We start from the raw sequence: 15,409 nt of genomic DNA, 5'->3' as shown, positions 1-15,409 counted from the left end.
ACGCTGGCCATCAACGGTTACTGCGCAGGATCGAAAAATTCAACGCCGCGGCAACACACAGCCACGCCAGGTAAGGGAACAGGATCAACCCGGTTATCAGGTCCAGGCGCACCGCCAGCACCACCATGGCCGCCACGGTGAGCCAAAGCAGGGTGATAACCACCATCGCGGCGAAAATCCGATGTGCGCCGAAAAACACCGGCGTCCACAGGGTATTCAACGCAATCTGCGCCGCCCACAAGGCCAGCACCGTTTGACTGCCGGGGATCAGGCTCAGGCGGTAACCGGCCCAGGCGAGCAGCAGGTAAATCAGCGTCCAGGCCACCGGGAACAGCCAGTTGGGCGGGGTGAAGCGGGGTTTGACCAGGGACTCATACCAGGCACCGGGCTTGAACATGATGCCGGTGCTGGCAGCGGTGGCGCAGGCGAGCAGGAAGATAAAGAAGGTCATTGGCGGTCCTTGGCTCAAGTCAGCAATCTGGAAAGTGTCCCAGGATTGGACGCCCCGGGGGCCCTGAAAAGTTCAGTATTTCCCGGTACGACAATCTGAACCGCAACGGTACTGGCTAGCCCTTCAACTCGCCGGCGCGATTACTCGCGGCGTCGTCATAAGCCACATACAGCGACTCGGCGACCTGGCTCTTGATGGCCTTGCTGGCCTCCAGCCCCAACACAAAGCCTTCGGCCTTGCCGCCAGCGCGGTTCAGGTCTTCGGCGGTGCTGGCGCCAGTGATCGCGTCCAGCAATTTGGTAGCGTGCGGGCCAACGCCCTTGGGCAGGCTGATCTGGTCGATGCTCATTGCACCACCTCGCAGAAGGTTGGGGATGGGGTGCTGCGGGTAAACGAGGTCATATGCGATACCTTGATGGCTTGGGGCCGATAGCGCGTGGAACCACTGCCGGGCAGGCATGGTAGACCGGGACGGAGGAAAAGGGTTGTATAAACGATCAGGCGCCGATGCTGTAGGATCTTTCACCTTTCGTGGCATCGCCTAGGCAATGGAGCGCAGGTCTAAATGGAAAACCCGCAGGGCAAACGAGTCGTGGTGATTGGCGCCGGTATCGTCGGCGCATCCTTGGCCTATCACCTGGCGCAAAAGGGCGCGCAGGTCAGCCTGGTCGAGGCGCATGAGATTGCGTCAGGCGTCACCGCCACGTCATTCGCCTGGCTCCACGCCACCCATCCGGGGCCCGACCCCATTGCCCAATTACGCGGCGCCGCAATCCAGGAATACCACCGCCTCCAAACCCAGCTGCCCGGCTTGCAGATCCAATGGACGGGCGCCTTGTCTTACGATGGCTCGCCACCGGCCTCGACAAACCGGGTATCACGCGCGCAGATTCTTGAGCTTGAGCCCAACCTCAAGCAGCCCCCTGACTATGCAACGTACGTAGCCGAAGAAGGTGCCCTCGACGCAGTGGCGGCAACCCATGCGCTGGTCGCCGGCGCCCAGGCGCATGGCGCGAAGCTGCTCACTCAGGCGCCGGTGCTGAGGTTTGTCACCGAGGGCCAACAGGTGACCGGCGTCGAAACCTCACAGGGCATCATCCACACCGATATCGTTGTACTGGCAGCCGGGACAGGCACCGCCAGGCTGACAGACATGTTGCACGTATCCCTGCCGATAACCGCATCGCCGTCCATCTTCATCCGCTACAAGCCACAACCCAAGCTTGTGCACACCCTCATTTCCAACCCGCACATGGAAGTGCGGCAAAACGCGGATGGCGTATTGCTGGCAGCCGAGGATTACCTGGGCGACGCCGAGGAAAACCGGGCAGACGCGATAGCACTACGCACAGCCAAGGCGATCGACCATGAGCTCAATGGGCTGGTGTGCCTTGAGCCGGAGCTGGCCTGTGTCGGGCTCAGGCCAATTGCTGCCGATGGCATCCCGATCATTGGCTATCTGCCCCAGGTGGCAGGTGTGTACGTTTGCACCATGCACCCTGGGGTCGCACTGGCTGCGGTCGTGGGTCGGCTTGCCAGTGAAGAGATGCTTGAAGACAAGCCAGCAGAGGCGCTTGGGGGATGTCGTCCGGGTCGATTTTTCCGCGGGTAGGCGCCGGCTTGCCTAGGGCAAGGTCGCGCTCTTGAAAATCGGTTCGCTGTGCAGCACTCGCACCCCATCCGGACCGCTTTCAAGCAGCCGGCGCTCGCTATCGGCGACCAGCAGTTCAAGGCCGTACCCTGCAGCCGCCAGGCACCGCGCGATTTCCTGCGCGGCGTCGTGCGCCCACGGGGTGGCGGATTCGAAATGCCCCAGCAGCCTGTCGTTGCTACTAATCATGAGTCGGTATCTATTCATTCTGTTCTCACACGTTCAATGCGGCCAAAACTGACGTTAAGGCCAAGCGGGGAAATGGCCAGCAATTGGTCAAGTCGCACCTCACACTGGCCACTGTCGCGGGCCAGCAGCAAAAACTCTTCCTTGCTCGCCGCAGTTCGCGTAGTCAGCGCCCTGGCGACGAAGCTGCGCCCGTCGATCAGTTCTACCTGCAGGCGGTAACGGTGCATGCAGGCGATCTCCAGGTAGTCGTGCACATCGCGGTTCAGGGGCTGATACGCGTTCATGATGTTTTCCAGCGCCTTATTTCAGGTCATCGATGGACGCACCGAAATTCAGGTGCAACACCTGGCCGTCGTGAACAAACGCAGGGACTGACTTGACCCCGGCCAGTTCGGCTTCGCCAATGCGCTGGGGTTGTTGGCCAAGGTGGACGACCTCGACCTTGAGTGCCGGGTCCAGCAGGTTGAGCAAGGTCTGCTCAGCGGAAATACAGACGGAGCAACCAGCGTGGTAGAAGCGTGCGTTAGACATTTTGCGTCTCCTTCATTGAGTTGGTATCGATTCGATACCTAACCAAGAATTACCCGCGCGTCGGTATTTGTCAATATAGTATTTAATCGATACTATATGTCGACAGGAGTGACTCATGTCCGACACAACCCTTTTCGATCTGCTTGAACGGCTTGCCAGCCTCAGCCGCATCTGGTTCCGCCAGCACCCGTTGCTGGCCGATTTGCAACCCATCCAGTTGAGCGCGCTGATGTACCTTTCGCGCTGCAACCGCTACTCCAATACGCCGTTGGGCGTGACTGACTATTTGGGCCTGACCAAAGGCACAGTGTCGCAGTCACTCAAGGCGCTGGAGGCCAAGGGGCTGATCGTCAAAACCCAGGATGTGCACGACAAGCGCAGCGTGCATCTGCAGTTGACGGACACGGCGCGCGGCCTGCTGGACGCATTGTTGCCGCCGGACTTCCTCGCCGCCGGTGAGGCACGCATGGGCGCGCGCGGCGGGCAACTGCAGACACTGCTTGGCGAGTTGCTGCGCGAAGTGCAGCGCAGCGCGGACGTGCCCAGCTTTGGCCTGTGCCGCACCTGCCGTTTCCATCAGCACGTCGACGATCTGCCGTTCTGCGGCCTGACCCAGGAACCCCTGGCGCCGAGCGATGCCGCGCTGATCTGTCGTGAACATCAAACCCCGCAGGTGCCTGCATGAGCCTGACCACGATTCGCCTCGACACCCTGCTCACCGGGCGTGCGCAGCCTTTCACCCGGCCCGGTTCCCGCAGCGCCATCGACAAACAGCCGCGACCCGGCCCCCTGAAGGTCGCCACCCTGGGCCTCAGTGGCGACGAACAGGGCGACCTGCGCATCCATGGCGGAGTAGAAAAAGCCATCCACCACTACCCACTCGAGCATTACGCCCGCTGGGCCGAGGAATTGGGGGCCCATCCATTGCTCGCCCAGCCGGGAGCCTTTGGCGAGAACTTCAGCACCACCGGCTGGAGCGAGCATGACGTATGCCTGGGCGATCGCATCCGGGCCGGGACAGCGTTGCTTGAGGTGTCCCAGGGGCGTATGCCGTGCTGGAAACTCAGCGACCGCTTCGCCGTGGCCGAACTGGCCCTGCGCGTGCAGCAGTCGGGCCGCACCGGCTGGTACTACCGGGTGCTGGAGGAAGGTGTGGTGAGCGCCGGCGACAGCCTGCAACTGGTCGAGCGGCAATTTGCCGACTGGTCATTGGCACGCTTGTCCGCTGTGCTGTTCGACAAGCGAATGGAGAGCGAACTGTTGCGCGAATGCCTGGCGCTGCCGTTGGTCCCGTCATGGCGGCGCACGCTGGAGCGGCGCCTGGAAAAAGGCATGACCGAAGACTGGGGGCCCCGCCTGTTGGGTTGAAGCGCGGCGCGGGAGCGAGTGCTGCTACCCCGCCAGATTGTGCGAACAACCCGGCAGATGCCCAGGTTTTTCGCCGCAAAGCCGGCGCCTACTGGGGGTTGAGCTGATATCATCCAGGCATTAACGCGCTGAGTAGAAAGCATGAACCGTCGTAAGAAACTCAATCAGATATTGAAAGCCAACGCCAAAAAGGCCAATGCCAAACTGGCCCCCAAAAGCAAAGAGAAGTACATCAGCAAGGCCGATCGCCTGAAACTGGAGACCGAGCCCGCTCAGGACGCGCCGATTTCCTCTGACACGCCCAGCTGATTCAGGGCACTCTACGCCGGCGCAGCAGTCTGCTTACAGACACCCACTCTCGCCCGGCGGAGCTTCCCATGATGATTGTTCACCACCTCAACAACTCACGCTCGCAGCGCATTCTCTGGCTGCTCGAAGAACTCGGCCTGCCCTACGCGCTCAAGCTCTACCAGCGCGACCCAAAGACCAACCTCGCCCCACCAGAGCTCAAGGCGATCAACGCATTGGGCAAATCGCCGGTGCTTGAAGACGGCACCCGCGTGGTGATCGAGTCTGGCGCCATTGTCGACTACCTGATCCGCCGCCATGGCCAGGGCCGCCTGCAACCCGACCCGGCCACCGCTGCCTACGACAGCTACGTGCAATGGCTGCACTTTGCCGAAGGCTCGGCCATGCTGCCGCTGATGCTCAACCTGTACGTCGGCCGCCTGGGTGAAGCCGGCGCGCCTTTGCACCCGCGGATCGAATCGGAACTGGCCAACTACCTGGGTTACCTGAACGACGCCCTGGCGCAGTCGCCATACCTGCTGGGCGAGGAACTGAGCGGCGCGGATATCCAGATGAGCTTTATCGGCGAAATCGCCAAGGCCCAGGGCAAGTTGCCGGCGTACCCGAACCTGGCCGCGTGGGTCCAGCGGTTCCAGGCCCGGCCGGCCTATCGCAAGGCGCTGGAGAAGGGTGGGGAATACGCGTTTGCCCAGTAAATCACCGGGCGTTTGACTCCTCTTCCAGAGCCGGCATAATTGCCGGCTTTTTTCGGGACGTCCCCATGCAACGGATTGTAATTCTGGGCAACGCCGGCAGCGGCAAATCCACCCTCGCCCGCGCCCTTGGCCAGCGCCTCGGCCTGCCCGTCGTGCACCTGGACACCCTGTTCTGGGAACCCAACTGGGTCGAGACCGACGCCGAACAATTCCGCACACGGGTACGCGAAGCCGTCGCGTCGGACACCTGGGTGTGTGAAGGCAACTACGCCCGACGCACCTTCGACCTGCGCCTGCCCCGTGCCGACCTGATCATCTGGCTGGATACACCGCGACTCACCTGTTTCACCCGGGTACTGATACGCAGCGCCATGAAACGCCCTCGCGCGGATCGGCCCGTGGGGTGTACCGACAAGCTCGACCGGGAGTTCCTGACGTTTCTGGACTTTGTATGGAATTTTGATCGCGGCTATCGGCCGGGTATCGAGGCGATGCGCCTGGCAGTGGGGCCGGATGTTCCGACAGTGCATTTGCGCGGTAACCGGCAGGTGGCAGATTTTCTCGACCGCTTGCCTGGCCTTGCCATCGGCGTGTGATAACGTGCCCCAGGCCCACTGTGCAGGCACCCGCCCCATGTCCATCGCCGATAATCTGCTCGCCTTTACCCTCGCCGCCACCCTACTGACCCTCACTCCCGGGCTCGACACCGCGCTGGTGTTGCGTACCGCCACGGTGGAGGGCAAGCAGAAAGCATTGCGCGCGGCGCTGGGGATCAATGCGGGCTGTTTCTTATGGGGTGCGGCGGTGGCCTTTGGCTTGGGGGCGTTGATCGCAGTATCGGAGCTGGCGTTCAACCTGTTGAAGTACTGCGGCGCCGCTTACCTGGCCTGGCTGGGGCTGAATATGCTGCTGCGCCCACGTACTTCCCTGACGGTCGGCGACGCCCATGCCACACCCGGCACCCGCTGGTTCTTGAAAGGTATGCTGGGCAATGTGCTCAACCCCAAGATCGGGATTTTCTATGTGTCGTTCCTGCCGCAGTTCATTCCCCAGGGCCATTCGTTGATCGCCTGGACATTCGGCCTGGTGAGCATCCATGTGGTGCTCGGCCTGGCATGGTCCTTGACCCTGATCGGCGCCACCCAGCCACTGGCCGCAGTGCTGCGCCGGGGCAAGGTGATCACCTGGATGGACCGCAGCACCGGCCTGCTCTTTGTGCTGTTCGCGGCCCGCCTGGCATTGAGCAAACGCTAATCAGGGCTTGGACAAAGATCCAGCTGGGCGCTGGGGATCACTACGGCTTCGGGGCCGTCATGTACTGGCTGAAGTTGTTGATGTGATCATCCAGATTGTCTTCGAGCATCATCCGGTACTGCTCACAAAAGTACTTGAGCATCGCTTCTCGCGCCTCGGCCATCTCGGCGCCGGACTTGAAGTTGCGCGCACTCGCCCAGGCGTTGAAACGTGTGGTGCCGAACATCATCGAGGCGCTGACCTGGCCCAGGTTCTCGAGGGTTTTGAGTTGCTCGTTCGACAGCTCGATGTGCGCGTCGGCACGGTCATAAAAGGCTTGGTCTGTAGCGTCTGGCATGGTGGAGCACCTGGATGGGATAAGGGTGTCATCAAAATATTTACCGCAGGCATGACCCTAGACCGGGTGCGTCGCCTCCAGCAACTGGGTAATCCAGCGCACCTCTTGCGCCAGTTCCTGCACTTTCTGTTCGGGCAGCGCCTGTCGCGCCTCGGCGAGCTGGCCCAAGGTGCGTTGTTTGTAGCGCAGCAGGCGCTGCCACTTGGCCAGGAAGGCCGGGCTGCGCGCCTGCATCTGCAAGGGGCCGAAGTACAGTTGCTCGGCGCTGTAGCTCACCGGCCCGCTGCGCTCGGCGACGATGATTTCGTAGTCGAAGCGGTTTTCCCGCAGCAACTCCTCGCAAAGGATGCGGTAGCCGTTGTCCATCAGCCACACACGCAACGGTTGTTCGCCGCCGTTGGGTTGCAGGATCAGGCGTTCCCGGCCGCTGAGATGCGCCTTGCCGCGCTCGAGGATGTCGCGGATGGTCTCGCCGCCCATGCCGCAGATACTCACCGCGTCGAGCAGGTCGGCCGGTTCGATAGCCGCCAGGCCATCGGCCAGGCGCACGTGGATGTGCAGTTCGTGGCCGTTGTCGCACACGGTGCGCTGGGCCGCGCGAAATGGCGTCAACGCCACCTCGCCGGCCACTGCCGCGACAATCGCGCCGCGGTTCATCAACGCTACCGGCAGGTAGGCGTGATCCGAGCCGATATCGGCCAGGCGCGCACCGGCTGGCACCTGCGCCGCCACGCGCTCCAGGCGCTTGGACAATGTGTTGTGGTTCAACTGCTGTTCCTTTTCAAGGCACCGTTGGCCTCGCTGAGGGCCGCAGGGTAAAGCCTCGGCGCCCGCCAGGCCAGTGCCTTGTACAGGTCCACCGCATTGCCATAGGACGCAGCCTGCGCCTGGGCAATGGCCTGGCGCAGGTTGAGCAGGTCGCGCAGGCTTTGCTGCACCGACAGGTAACTGCCGGAACCCGCGCCATAACGTCGCTGGGCGATGTCCAGTGCAGCTTCGGCATGCCGTGCCGATTGCACCAGGTTGAGCAGGTGTCGCTGATGCTCGGCCAGTTGGGTGATGGCACCCTCCACTTCTTCCACGGCCACCAGCAGCACCTGTTCAAAGTGCGCGGTCTCGCGCTGCGATAGCGCCTGGGCGCCCCGCAGGCGCGCACGCACGGTGCCCAGGTTGAGTGCCGGCCAGGTCAGGCCTGGGGTCAGCTCGAATGCCCGGGATGCACTGCCCAGGTCACCGTCGCGCAAGGCGAAAAAACCGACAAACCCACCCAGGTTCAAGCGCGGGTACAGGTCGGCAGTCGCCGCGCCCACATCCTCGACACGTGCCGCCAGCAGCCGCTCGGCCTGCACCACGTCCGGTCGATTGCGAATCAACTGGTCGACATCTCCCAACGGCAATTGCCGCGCTACAGGCCCCGGCGCCAGGGCGTCGAGGTCGACGCTAAAACTGCCCGGCCGCTGCCCCGCCAACACCTGCAAGCGGTACAGGCTGCGTTGCAGTTGGCTTTGCAGCGGCGCAATCGCCGCCTGGGCGCGCAGCGCATTGCCGCGGGCGCTCTCCAACTCTTCAGGCAAGCCACTGCCGGCCTGGCTTTGCGCCTCGGTCAGGGCCACCGTCTCTTGCCAACTGCGCACCGCATCCTGTGCCAACCGTAGTTGTTCGCGCTGGCCCTGCGCCGCGTAATAGGCATGGGCCACTTGCGCGGCAATACTCAATTGCACCTGCTCAAGGTCAGCCTGCGAAGCCTCGGCACGGGATTGCGCGGCACGGTTCAAGTGATCGAGACGGCCAAACAGATCCAGCTCCCATTGCAGGTCCAGGCCGGCACGCCAGGACTCGGACAAGCTGCGGCTCGGCCGCGCGCCCGTCACCGCCTGCTGCTCCAGGCTGCGCTGGTACGCCGCCGTACTGGTGACCGTGGGCAGGCGCTGCAACGCTTGCTCGTCGACATACGCGCGAGCCAGCAGCAGGTTTGCGCGCGCCTGGCGCACATCGTGGTTGTGGGCCACGGCGCTATCGATCAGGCGCGCCAGTTGGGCGTCGTCGAAAAAAGTCCACCACGCGGCCACCGGCTGCACCTTGGGCCCGGCGAATTCCTGGGCCTGCGGGCTGGCCAGTTGAATCGGCGCGATCTCGGGCACGCGGTAGTGTGGCCCCACCGAACACCCGCCCAGGCCGGCCAACGCGCCAAGCAACAGTGGGTAATGGATAAACGTCTTCATGGGCGTACCTCGACATGCCCGGGCGCCAGGTACTGCTCGGCATCGGCCAATTGCTGCTGGCGCAGGCCCCGCACCCGGTGATCACGGGCCAGCCAGGCATAAATAGTGGGAAGGACAAACAGCGTAAACAACGTGCCAACCAGCATCCCGCAGACGATCACCACGCCCAGGCCAAAGCGGCTATTGGCCCCGGCACCGTTGGCGAACAGCAGCGGCAGCACGCCGAAGGTCATCGCCGCCGTGGTCATCAGCACTGGCCGCAGACGGATCTGCGCGGCGCGGATGATCGCGCTGGCGCGGTCGAGGTTCTCGCGCACCTGGAGCTCATTGGCGAACTCCACCATCAGGATCCCGTGTTTGCTGATCAGGCCGATCAAGGTCACGAGCCCGATCTGCGTGTAGATATTCAACGTGGCCCAACCCAGCGCCAGCGGAATCAACGCGCCGCAAATGGACAAGGGCACGGTGACCAGAATGATCAACGGATCGACCAGGCTCTCGTACTGCGCCGCGAGCACCAGATAAATCACCACCAGGGCGGCGAGAAACGCCAGCACCAGCGCACTGCCCTCCTGCACGTATTGGCGCGACTCGGACTGCCAGTCGTGGCTGAACCCCGGCGGCAGTTCGCCGGCCAGTTGCTCCAGCAGGGCTACCGCCTGCCCCTGGGAAACGCCCGGCGCCGGAATGGCTTGCAAGGTGCTGGCGTTCTGCTGATCGAACTGCAGCAAGCGGTTCGGCGCCACCGTGATATCCAGGTGCACCAGCGCCGACAGCGGGATCAACTGCCCGCCTTCGGTGCGCACATACTGGCGGGCCAGGGCCTGCGGAGTCAGGCGCTGCTCCTCGGTGCTTTGCGCAATCACATCATAAGAGCGTCCATACAAAGCGAAGCGGTTGATGTACTGCTCGCCCACCAGCACCGCCAGCGAATCGCCGATGTCGCGCATGCCAATGCCCAGGCTCGCGGCCTTGGCCCGATCGACCGTGACTTTGACCACCGGGTTGTTGTAGTCCAGGTCGCTGTCGACCACGGCAAACAGGCCGCTGTCACGGGCACGCTGCTTGAGGGTTTCCATGGTCTGGTACAGCACCGGGTAGTCCTGGGCGCTGCGCAGCACCATCTGCACCGGCAGGCCGCCGCTGGAGCCGGGTAGCGCCGCCACTTGGAAGGCAAAGATGCTGCTGCCCTCGACCTCGCCCACGGCCTGCTGCAACTGGGCCTGGACCTGCTCGGCCGAGCGCTCGCGAGCCTGCCAGGCGCTGAGGTTGATCCCGCCGAAACTGGCCGCCGGCCCGTCGGTACCATTGATGATCCAGGTGTCGGTGGTTTCCGGCAGGCTTTCCATGACCCGATTGAGCTTGCTCGCAAAGCGTTCCGCGTAGTCGAGGTTGGCGTACTGCGGTGACTTGATTGCGGTCAATATCGCCGCCTGGTCCTCGGGCGGCGCCAGTTCGCGCTGCGGTAGCGTGTACAACCACGGCAGGCTCAGGCACACCAGCACGGCAACGCCGCCGCTGATCCAGCGTCGCGCCAGGGAGTAGCCCAACACCCGGCCATAGGTCGCGACCAGTGCGCCAAACACCCGCTCGGCCAACTTGGCCATGCGCCCTTCCTGTTGCCCGGGCTTGAGCAGCAGCGAGCTCATCACCGGCGACAGGGTCAAGGCGACCACGCCCGAGACAATCACCGCCCCCGCCAGAGTCAGGGCAAATTCGCGGAACAGCGTGCCGGTCAGCCCGCCGATCAGGCCGATGGGCGCATACACCGCCGCCAGCGTCAGAGTCATGGCAATCACCGGCCCGGCGATTTCCCGGGCACCGACCAACGCGGCGGCCACCGGCGTCAGGCCTTCTTCGATATGCCGGTGGACGTTTTCCACCACCACAATCGCATCGTCCACCACCAGGCCGATGGCCAATACCATCGCCAGCAGGGTCAGCAGGTTGAGACTGAAGCCGAAGAGCAGCATCAAGGCTGCTGCGCCGAGCATCGACAACGGAATCGCCAGCACCGGAATCGCCACGCTGCGCAGCGAGCCCAGGCACAACCAGATCACCAGCACCACGATCAGCATGGCCTCGAGCAAGGTATGCAGCACCTCCTCGATGGACGCCTCGATAAACCGTGCGGTCTCGTAGGCCAGGGCCACATTGACCCCCGGTGGCAGGGTCTGCTGGATTTGCGGCAGCAGTTTGCGGATCCCATCAACGATCACCAAGGGGTTGCCCGAAGGCGTGGGGAACAACCCCAGGTGCACCGCCGGGCGGCCATTCATGGTGGCGCTGGTCTGGGTTGCCGCAGCGCCCAGCTCCACGATGCCGACATCGCGCAGGCGTACCAGGGCCGTGCCATCGTTGCGAATCACCAGGTCACGGAAGGCCTCGACGCTGGTCAGGTCGGTGTCGATGTGAATGTCGGCCAGCACGAACTGGCCACGGATCTGCCCCGGCGTGGCCTGGTAGTTATTGCGGCGCACCGCTTGCGCCACGTCGGCGGCGGTGACTCCGCGCCCGGCCATGCGATCACTGTCCAGCCACAGGCGCATCGCCAGGTTCTGCCCGCCGAAGGTCTGCACCTTGGCTACCCCGTCGATCCCGGACAGCTGCGGTTCGACCACCCGCGACAGGTAGTCGCTGAGCTCGGGAATCGACAGCGTGTCACTGGCAAACCCCACGTAGGCCACGGCGGTGGAGTCGCCGGCCGACAGCTCGACCACCGGGTCGTAGGCATCGTCGGGCAAGCGGTAACGCACCTGATTGACCTTGGCCATGGTCTCGGCCAGCGCCTGGGTCGAATCGCGGTTGAGGGTCATGCGCAGGGTGATCACGCTGCGCCCCTGGACCGACGACGACGCCAGGTAGTCGATGCCCTCTACCGACGACACGGCCTGGGTGATCGGCTGGGTGACGAAGCCTTGCATCAATTCGGCCGAGGCCCCGGGGTACTCGGTACTCACGGTGATGGTCGAGCTTTCCAGCAGCGGGTACTGGCGTACCGGCAACTGGCCGAGGGCAAACAGGCCGGCGAGGACGATCAGGCTGCTGACCACCAGCGCCAGCACCGGGCGCCGCACAAAACTGTCGGTGAAGCTCATGAGGCGGGTTTCCCTTCAACGTCCAGGGTGTTTTGCTCGACCGCTTCGACGGGCATGCCGTCGCTGAGCTTGAGCTGCCCGGAAACCACCACCTGGTCGTCCAGCGCCAGGCCCGAGGTGACTTCCACCACGCCCTGCCAACGCTCCCCGGTGGTCACCTGGCTGCGACGCACACTCAAGGCGCCGGCCGGATCGGCATTGGCGACAAACACGGTCTGCCCGTAGGCGGTATAGGTGATGGCCGTTTCCGGCACCACCAGCACCCTGGGCGACTGCACCGCCGACAGGCGCACGCTGGCATACATGCCGGCCTGCAACGGCCCGCCGGGGTTGGCCAGGGTCGCTTGCACCCGCACCGAGCGCGACTGGCCGATCAGCGGGTCAATGGCGTTGATCTGCGCCGAAAAATGCTGGCCGGGCAAGGCATCCACCGTGAGTTCGGCGGTCTGGCCGATGCTCAAGCCTGGGGCCGACTGTTCACTCAGGGCGAAATTCACGTGCAGGCGCTGGGCATCCACCAGGCTGGCGATGGCTTCGCCGGTCTGCAGGTATTGGCCTTGATGCACACGGCGGATGCCCAACTGCCCGGCGAACGGCGCGCGGATGGCTTTTTGCGCAATCCGCGCGTCGACCTGTTGCAGCTCGCCCTTGGCCATGTCCAGGGCGGCGGTGGCGTTGTCCAGTTGCTCCTGGGTCGCGACATTCACGGCCTCAAGCTTTTGAATGCGCTGGAACAGGCTCTGGGCATTGCGCAGTTGCGCGTGCAGGCGCAAACGGTCGGCCTGCTCGGGGGCGTCATTGAGCTGCACCAGCAACTGCCCGGCCTTGACCGCTTGCCCGGACTCGAACGCGATCCGCGTGATCCGCCCTGGGGTTTCCGCCGCCACCTGCACCTGGTTGGCCGCTTCCAGTTCCCCGGCGGCAAAGGCCTGGCGAGGCGCCTCGCCCTGGCGCACCTTGGCCAGCGCCACCTTGGCTACCGGCCACGCCGCTGCTGCCTGGGTTGAGGATTGATTGCCCCATAACGTGATAACCAGGGCCAGCACCGCTACCGCTGCCACGCCCCCGCCCACTAGCATCCTTCTGCCCATGCCCTGCTCCGCTGATTTGTGGTGTGTTCGCTGCCGCTCCACCCCACACAGGCGCAAAGCGGTTGCAGCAAAGATCGGGCAGGACTATAAAACCTCAACTTAACTTGAGGGCAACCCCCATGGCAGCAGAAAAGCACCCGGACGGCGTGCGCTCACTCACCATCGGCGAGGTGGCCAGGCGCAGCGGCGTACCGATCTCCACCTTGCACTTCTACGAGTCCAAGGGCTTGATCGCCAGCACCCGCAACGCGGGCAACCAACGGCGCTTCCCGTCGCTGGTGCTGCGCAGCATCGCGATTATCAAAGTGGCGCAACGTACCGGCATCCCTCTGGAAGAGATCAAGCGCGCCCTGGGCCGCTATCCGCCGAACAGCAAACTGACCGCCGCGCAATGGTCAGAAATGTCCTCGGCCTGGCGCGACAACCTCAACGAACGCATCCGAACCCTGCAAGCCCTGCGCGACAGCCTGGACAACTGTATTGGCTGCGGTTGCCTGTCGCTTAACGACTGCCCGTTGCGCAACCCCGGCGATACCTTGAGCCAGGAAGGACCGGGCCCGAGGATCCTCGAGCGCGCCGCTAGCGCATCTGAAATGCAATCATCCAATCCCTGAAGATCAAGGTGGGAGCTGTCGAGCCTTGGCGAGGCTGCGATGGCGGCGGCATTGCTGGAGTTGATGTTGGCTGACCCACCGCTATCGCTGGCAAGCCAGCCACATTTGATCTTCAGGGCCTTGCCAGGTCGGTGCTGACTACGCCGATGACACTTTTGAAGTAAGCCGCCCCGGGCGCTTTCCCGATAATCGAGGGCTTACTGACAAAATGCCGAGGCCCCGCCATGACGCGCGTATCTACCGAACAGGTCCCGCCGCAAATCCTGAGAAAAGTCATCGCCGCCGCCGGTATCGGCAATTTTGTCGAGTGGTTCGACTTCGCCGTGTATGGCTTTCTCGCCACCACTATCGCGCAACAGTTTTTCCCCAGTGGCGATGCCAGCGCGGCGTTGCTCAAGACGTTCGCGGTGTTTGCCGTGGCTTTTGCCTTTCGGCCCCTGGGTGGGATTTTTTTCGGCATGCTGGGCGATCGCATCGGCCGCAAGCGCACCCTGGCGATGACGATTTTGCTGATGGCCGGGGCCACCACCCTGATCGGCCTGCTACCCACGTATGCCGCGATTGGCGTTACCGCGCCGATCCTGCTGTCGTTGATCCGCTGCGCCCAGGGCTTTTCCGCCGGCGGTGAATACGCCGGCGCCTGCGCCTACCTGATGGAACACGCGCCCAGCGATAAACGGGCGTGGTACGGCAGCTTTATCCCGGTGTCGACCTTTGCCGCCTTCGCCTCGGCGGCGGTGGTGGCCTATGCGTTGGAGGCCTCGCTGTCGGCCGAAGCCATGGGCAGCTGGGGCTGGCGCCTGCCGTTCCTGATTGCCGCACCACTGGGCCTGGTTGGCCTGTACCTGCGCTGGCGGCTGGATGAGACCCCGGCGTTCCAGGCGGTCAAGCAGGAGCACGCGGTGGCCCATTCGCCGCTCAAGGAAACCCTGCGCAACCATGGCGCGGCGATCTGCTGCCTGGGCGCCTTTGTGTCGCTGACGGCGCTGTCGTTTTATATGTTCACCACCTACTTTGCCACGTACCTGCAAGTGGCCGGTGGCCTGAGCCGGGCGACGGCGTTGCTGGTGTCGCTGATTGCACTGATCTTCGCTGCGGCAATGTGCCCGCTGGCCGGCTGGTATTCCGACCGCGTCGGGCGGCGCGTCACGGTGATGACCGCCTGCGGGCTGTTGATGATGGTGGTGTATCCCTCGTTCCTGATGGCCAGTTCCGGCTCGTTCGCCGCGTCCATCGTCGGCGTGATGCTGCTGGCGGTGGGCGCGGTGTTGTGCGGCGTGGTCACGGCGGCCCTGCTCTCGGAAACGTTCCCGACCCGCACGCGCTACACCGCCTCGGCGATTACCTACAACATGGCCTACACGATCTTTGGCGGCACTGCGCCACTAGTGGCGACGTGGCTGATCAGCACCACCGGCAGCAACCTGTCACCGGCGTTTTACCTGATTGCCGTGGCCCTGCTCGCGCTGGCCGGGGGCCTGGCCTTGCCGGAGACCTCGCGCATTTCCCTGCACGACGCGTAAGGCGCGGCGAACCTTTCTTGCGCAAACACCGTCCGAGCTAGGGCACTGATGCTTTTCGCCCGCTCGGAGGTTTGTG

Annotated in this window: 19 protein-coding genes; 9 read left to right on the top strand and 10 right to left on the bottom strand. The window is 63.8% G+C overall.

Going from position 1 to position 15,409, the window contains the following annotated elements:
• Positions 1 to 10 precede the first annotated feature (10 nt).
• Both tspO and ACO77H_RS08805 read right to left on the bottom strand, forming a co-directional pair.
• Positions 11 to 451 carry a tryptophan-rich sensory protein TspO gene (gene tspO, locus ACO77H_RS08810; RefSeq protein WP_169953417.1) on the bottom strand — a complete coding sequence of 147 codons (441 nt, stop codon included), beginning with the start codon at positions 449 to 451 and terminating at the stop codon, positions 11 to 13.
• 115 nt (positions 452 to 566) lie between these two features.
• Positions 567 to 800 carry a hypothetical protein gene (locus tag ACO77H_RS08805; protein WP_169953415.1) on the bottom strand — a complete coding sequence of 78 codons (234 nt, stop codon included), beginning with the start codon at positions 798 to 800 and terminating at the stop codon, positions 567 to 569.
• A gap of 216 nt (positions 801 to 1,016) precedes the next feature.
• Between ACO77H_RS08805 and ACO77H_RS08800 the strand changes: the two genes are divergently transcribed.
• A complete protein-coding gene (locus tag ACO77H_RS08800) occupies positions 1,017 to 2,063 on the top strand; it encodes an NAD(P)/FAD-dependent oxidoreductase (protein ID WP_432755295.1) in 1,047 nt (348 codons plus the stop codon).
• A 12-nt stretch (positions 2,064 to 2,075) separates the two neighbouring features.
• Here the strand turns inward: ACO77H_RS08800 and ACO77H_RS08795 are convergent, their stop codons facing one another.
• From ACO77H_RS08795 to ACO77H_RS08785, 3 genes are read right to left on the bottom strand one after another with little or no spacing between them, the layout of a single operon-like run.
• The gene (locus ACO77H_RS08795; protein ID WP_346266496.1) at positions 2,076 to 2,291 is read right to left on the bottom strand and encodes a cytoplasmic protein; all 216 of its coding nucleotides are present in this window, start codon (positions 2,289 to 2,291) and stop codon (positions 2,076 to 2,078) included.
• A gap of 14 nt (positions 2,292 to 2,305) precedes the next feature.
• The gene (locus tag ACO77H_RS08790) at positions 2,306 to 2,575 is read right to left on the bottom strand and encodes a Rho-binding antiterminator (protein WP_432755294.1); all 270 of its coding nucleotides are present in this window, start codon (positions 2,573 to 2,575) and stop codon (positions 2,306 to 2,308) included.
• Positions 2,576 to 2,591: 16 nt separating this feature from the next.
• The gene (locus tag ACO77H_RS08785) at positions 2,592 to 2,822 is read right to left on the bottom strand and encodes a thioredoxin family protein (RefSeq protein WP_169953408.1); all 231 of its coding nucleotides are present in this window, start codon (positions 2,820 to 2,822) and stop codon (positions 2,592 to 2,594) included.
• A gap of 115 nt (positions 2,823 to 2,937) precedes the next feature.
• On the opposite strand from ACO77H_RS08785, the gene ACO77H_RS08780 reads away from it, so the two are divergent.
• The 6 genes from ACO77H_RS08780 to ACO77H_RS08755 all read left to right on the top strand — a co-directional run bounded on the left by ACO77H_RS08780 (position 2,938) and on the right by ACO77H_RS08755 (position 6,448).
• Positions 2,938 to 3,507: a MarR family winged helix-turn-helix transcriptional regulator gene (locus tag ACO77H_RS08780; RefSeq protein WP_432755293.1), complete on the top strand. Its 570-nt coding sequence runs from the start codon at positions 2,938 to 2,940 to the stop codon at positions 3,505 to 3,507.
• Positions 3,504 to 4,190 (top strand): MOSC domain-containing protein, encoded by a 687-nt coding sequence (locus ACO77H_RS08775; RefSeq protein ID WP_169953404.1) that lies wholly within the window; start codon positions 3,504 to 3,506, stop codon positions 4,188 to 4,190. The genes ACO77H_RS08780 and ACO77H_RS08775 overlap by 4 nt, the downstream gene beginning before the upstream one ends.
• A gap of 141 nt (positions 4,191 to 4,331) precedes the next feature.
• Entirely contained in the window at positions 4,332 to 4,499 is a 168-nt protein-coding gene (locus ACO77H_RS08770) for a DUF2986 domain-containing protein (protein ID WP_169953403.1), read from the top strand.
• A 68-nt stretch (positions 4,500 to 4,567) separates the two neighbouring features.
• Positions 4,568 to 5,194 (top strand): glutathione S-transferase family protein, encoded by a 627-nt coding sequence (locus ACO77H_RS08765; RefSeq protein WP_169953401.1) that lies wholly within the window; start codon positions 4,568 to 4,570, stop codon positions 5,192 to 5,194.
• A gap of 65 nt (positions 5,195 to 5,259) precedes the next feature.
• Positions 5,260 to 5,790: an AAA family ATPase gene (locus tag ACO77H_RS08760; RefSeq protein WP_273866837.1), complete on the top strand. Its 531-nt coding sequence runs from the start codon at positions 5,260 to 5,262 to the stop codon at positions 5,788 to 5,790.
• Positions 5,791 to 5,827: 37 nt separating this feature from the next.
• Positions 5,828 to 6,448, top strand: a complete 621-nt coding sequence (locus ACO77H_RS08755) for a LysE family translocator (protein WP_432755292.1) — start codon at positions 5,828 to 5,830, stop codon at positions 6,446 to 6,448.
• 40 nt (positions 6,449 to 6,488) lie between these two features.
• Here the strand turns inward: ACO77H_RS08755 and ACO77H_RS08750 are convergent, their stop codons facing one another.
• The 5 genes from ACO77H_RS08750 to ACO77H_RS08730 are packed head-to-tail and all read right to left on the bottom strand — an operon-like array spanning position 6,489 to position 13,196.
• The gene (locus ACO77H_RS08750) at positions 6,489 to 6,785 is read right to left on the bottom strand and encodes a DUF3144 domain-containing protein (protein ID WP_170043428.1); all 297 of its coding nucleotides are present in this window, start codon (positions 6,783 to 6,785) and stop codon (positions 6,489 to 6,491) included.
• Between the two features lie 57 nt (positions 6,786 to 6,842).
• The gene (locus ACO77H_RS08745; RefSeq protein ID WP_170057786.1) at positions 6,843 to 7,553 is read right to left on the bottom strand and encodes a tRNA (adenine(22)-N(1))-methyltransferase TrmK; all 711 of its coding nucleotides are present in this window, start codon (positions 7,551 to 7,553) and stop codon (positions 6,843 to 6,845) included.
• Positions 7,550 to 9,007, bottom strand: a complete 1,458-nt coding sequence (locus ACO77H_RS08740; protein ID WP_432755291.1) for an efflux transporter outer membrane subunit — start codon at positions 9,005 to 9,007, stop codon at positions 7,550 to 7,552. The genes ACO77H_RS08745 and ACO77H_RS08740 overlap by 4 nt, the downstream gene beginning before the upstream one ends.
• Complete coding sequence (locus ACO77H_RS08735) at positions 9,004 to 12,105, bottom strand: MexW/MexI family multidrug efflux RND transporter permease subunit (protein ID WP_432755290.1); 3,102 nt, start codon at positions 12,103 to 12,105, stop codon at positions 9,004 to 9,006. Before ACO77H_RS08735 ends, ACO77H_RS08740 begins: the two co-directional genes overlap by 4 nt.
• Positions 12,102 to 13,196: an efflux RND transporter periplasmic adaptor subunit gene (locus ACO77H_RS08730; protein ID WP_170057783.1), complete on the bottom strand. Its 1,095-nt coding sequence runs from the start codon at positions 13,194 to 13,196 to the stop codon at positions 12,102 to 12,104. Before ACO77H_RS08730 ends, ACO77H_RS08735 begins: the two co-directional genes overlap by 4 nt.
• A gap of 119 nt (positions 13,197 to 13,315) precedes the next feature.
• Between ACO77H_RS08730 and soxR the strand changes: the two genes are divergently transcribed.
• Positions 13,316 to 13,810, top strand: coding sequence for a redox-sensitive transcriptional activator SoxR (gene soxR, locus ACO77H_RS08725; RefSeq protein WP_169953389.1), 495 nt, complete (start codon positions 13,316 to 13,318; stop codon positions 13,808 to 13,810).
• 224 nt (positions 13,811 to 14,034) lie between these two features.
• Complete coding sequence (locus ACO77H_RS08720) at positions 14,035 to 15,333, top strand: MFS transporter (RefSeq protein WP_432755289.1); 1,299 nt, start codon at positions 14,035 to 14,037, stop codon at positions 15,331 to 15,333.
• Positions 15,334 to 15,409 lie beyond the last annotated feature (76 nt).

The organism is Pseudomonas sp. WMBT8 (assembly GCF_050916005.1).
Lineage (GTDB): Bacteria > Pseudomonadota > Gammaproteobacteria > Pseudomonadales > Pseudomonadaceae > Aquipseudomonas.
The sequence above is the reverse complement of the archived record's forward strand: the minus strand, read 5'-3'. Positions and strand labels throughout refer to the sequence as shown.

Coding starts and splice junctions, on each gene's coding strand:
- ACO77H_RS08790 (WP_432755294.1), bottom strand. CDS start 2,575: ATGAACGCGTATCAGCCCCTGAACCGCGATGTGCACGACTACCTGGAG.
- ACO77H_RS08750 (WP_170043428.1), bottom strand. CDS start 6,785: ATGCCAGACGCTACAGACCAAGCCTTTTATGACCGTGCCGACGCGCAC.
- ACO77H_RS08720 (WP_432755289.1), top strand. CDS start 14,035: ATGACGCGCGTATCTACCGAACAGGTCCCGCCGCAAATCCTGAGAAAA.
- tspO (WP_169953417.1), bottom strand. CDS start 451: ATGACCTTCTTTATCTTCCTGCTCGCCTGCGCCACCGCTGCCAGCACC.
- ACO77H_RS08780 (WP_432755293.1), top strand. CDS start 2,938: ATGTCCGACACAACCCTTTTCGATCTGCTTGAACGGCTTGCCAGCCTC.
- soxR (WP_169953389.1), top strand. CDS start 13,316: ATGGCAGCAGAAAAGCACCCGGACGGCGTGCGCTCACTCACCATCGGC.
- ACO77H_RS08765 (WP_169953401.1), top strand. CDS start 4,568: ATGATGATTGTTCACCACCTCAACAACTCACGCTCGCAGCGCATTCTC.
- ACO77H_RS08775 (WP_169953404.1), top strand. CDS start 3,504: ATGAGCCTGACCACGATTCGCCTCGACACCCTGCTCACCGGGCGTGCG.
- ACO77H_RS08730 (WP_170057783.1), bottom strand. CDS start 13,196: ATGGGCAGAAGGATGCTAGTGGGCGGGGGCGTGGCAGCGGTAGCGGTG.
- ACO77H_RS08770 (WP_169953403.1), top strand. CDS start 4,332: ATGAACCGTCGTAAGAAACTCAATCAGATATTGAAAGCCAACGCCAAA.
- ACO77H_RS08805 (WP_169953415.1), bottom strand. CDS start 800: ATGAGCATCGACCAGATCAGCCTGCCCAAGGGCGTTGGCCCGCACGCT.
- ACO77H_RS08735 (WP_432755290.1), bottom strand. CDS start 12,105: ATGAGCTTCACCGACAGTTTTGTGCGGCGCCCGGTGCTGGCGCTGGTG.
- ACO77H_RS08800 (WP_432755295.1), top strand. CDS start 1,017: ATGGAAAACCCGCAGGGCAAACGAGTCGTGGTGATTGGCGCCGGTATC.
- ACO77H_RS08785 (WP_169953408.1), bottom strand. CDS start 2,822: ATGTCTAACGCACGCTTCTACCACGCTGGTTGCTCCGTCTGTATTTCC.
- ACO77H_RS08740 (WP_432755291.1), bottom strand. CDS start 9,007: ATGAAGACGTTTATCCATTACCCACTGTTGCTTGGCGCGTTGGCCGGC.
- ACO77H_RS08795 (WP_346266496.1), bottom strand. CDS start 2,291: ATGATTAGTAGCAACGACAGGCTGCTGGGGCATTTCGAATCCGCCACC.
- ACO77H_RS08755 (WP_432755292.1), top strand. CDS start 5,828: ATGTCCATCGCCGATAATCTGCTCGCCTTTACCCTCGCCGCCACCCTA.
- ACO77H_RS08760 (WP_273866837.1), top strand. CDS start 5,260: ATGCAACGGATTGTAATTCTGGGCAACGCCGGCAGCGGCAAATCCACC.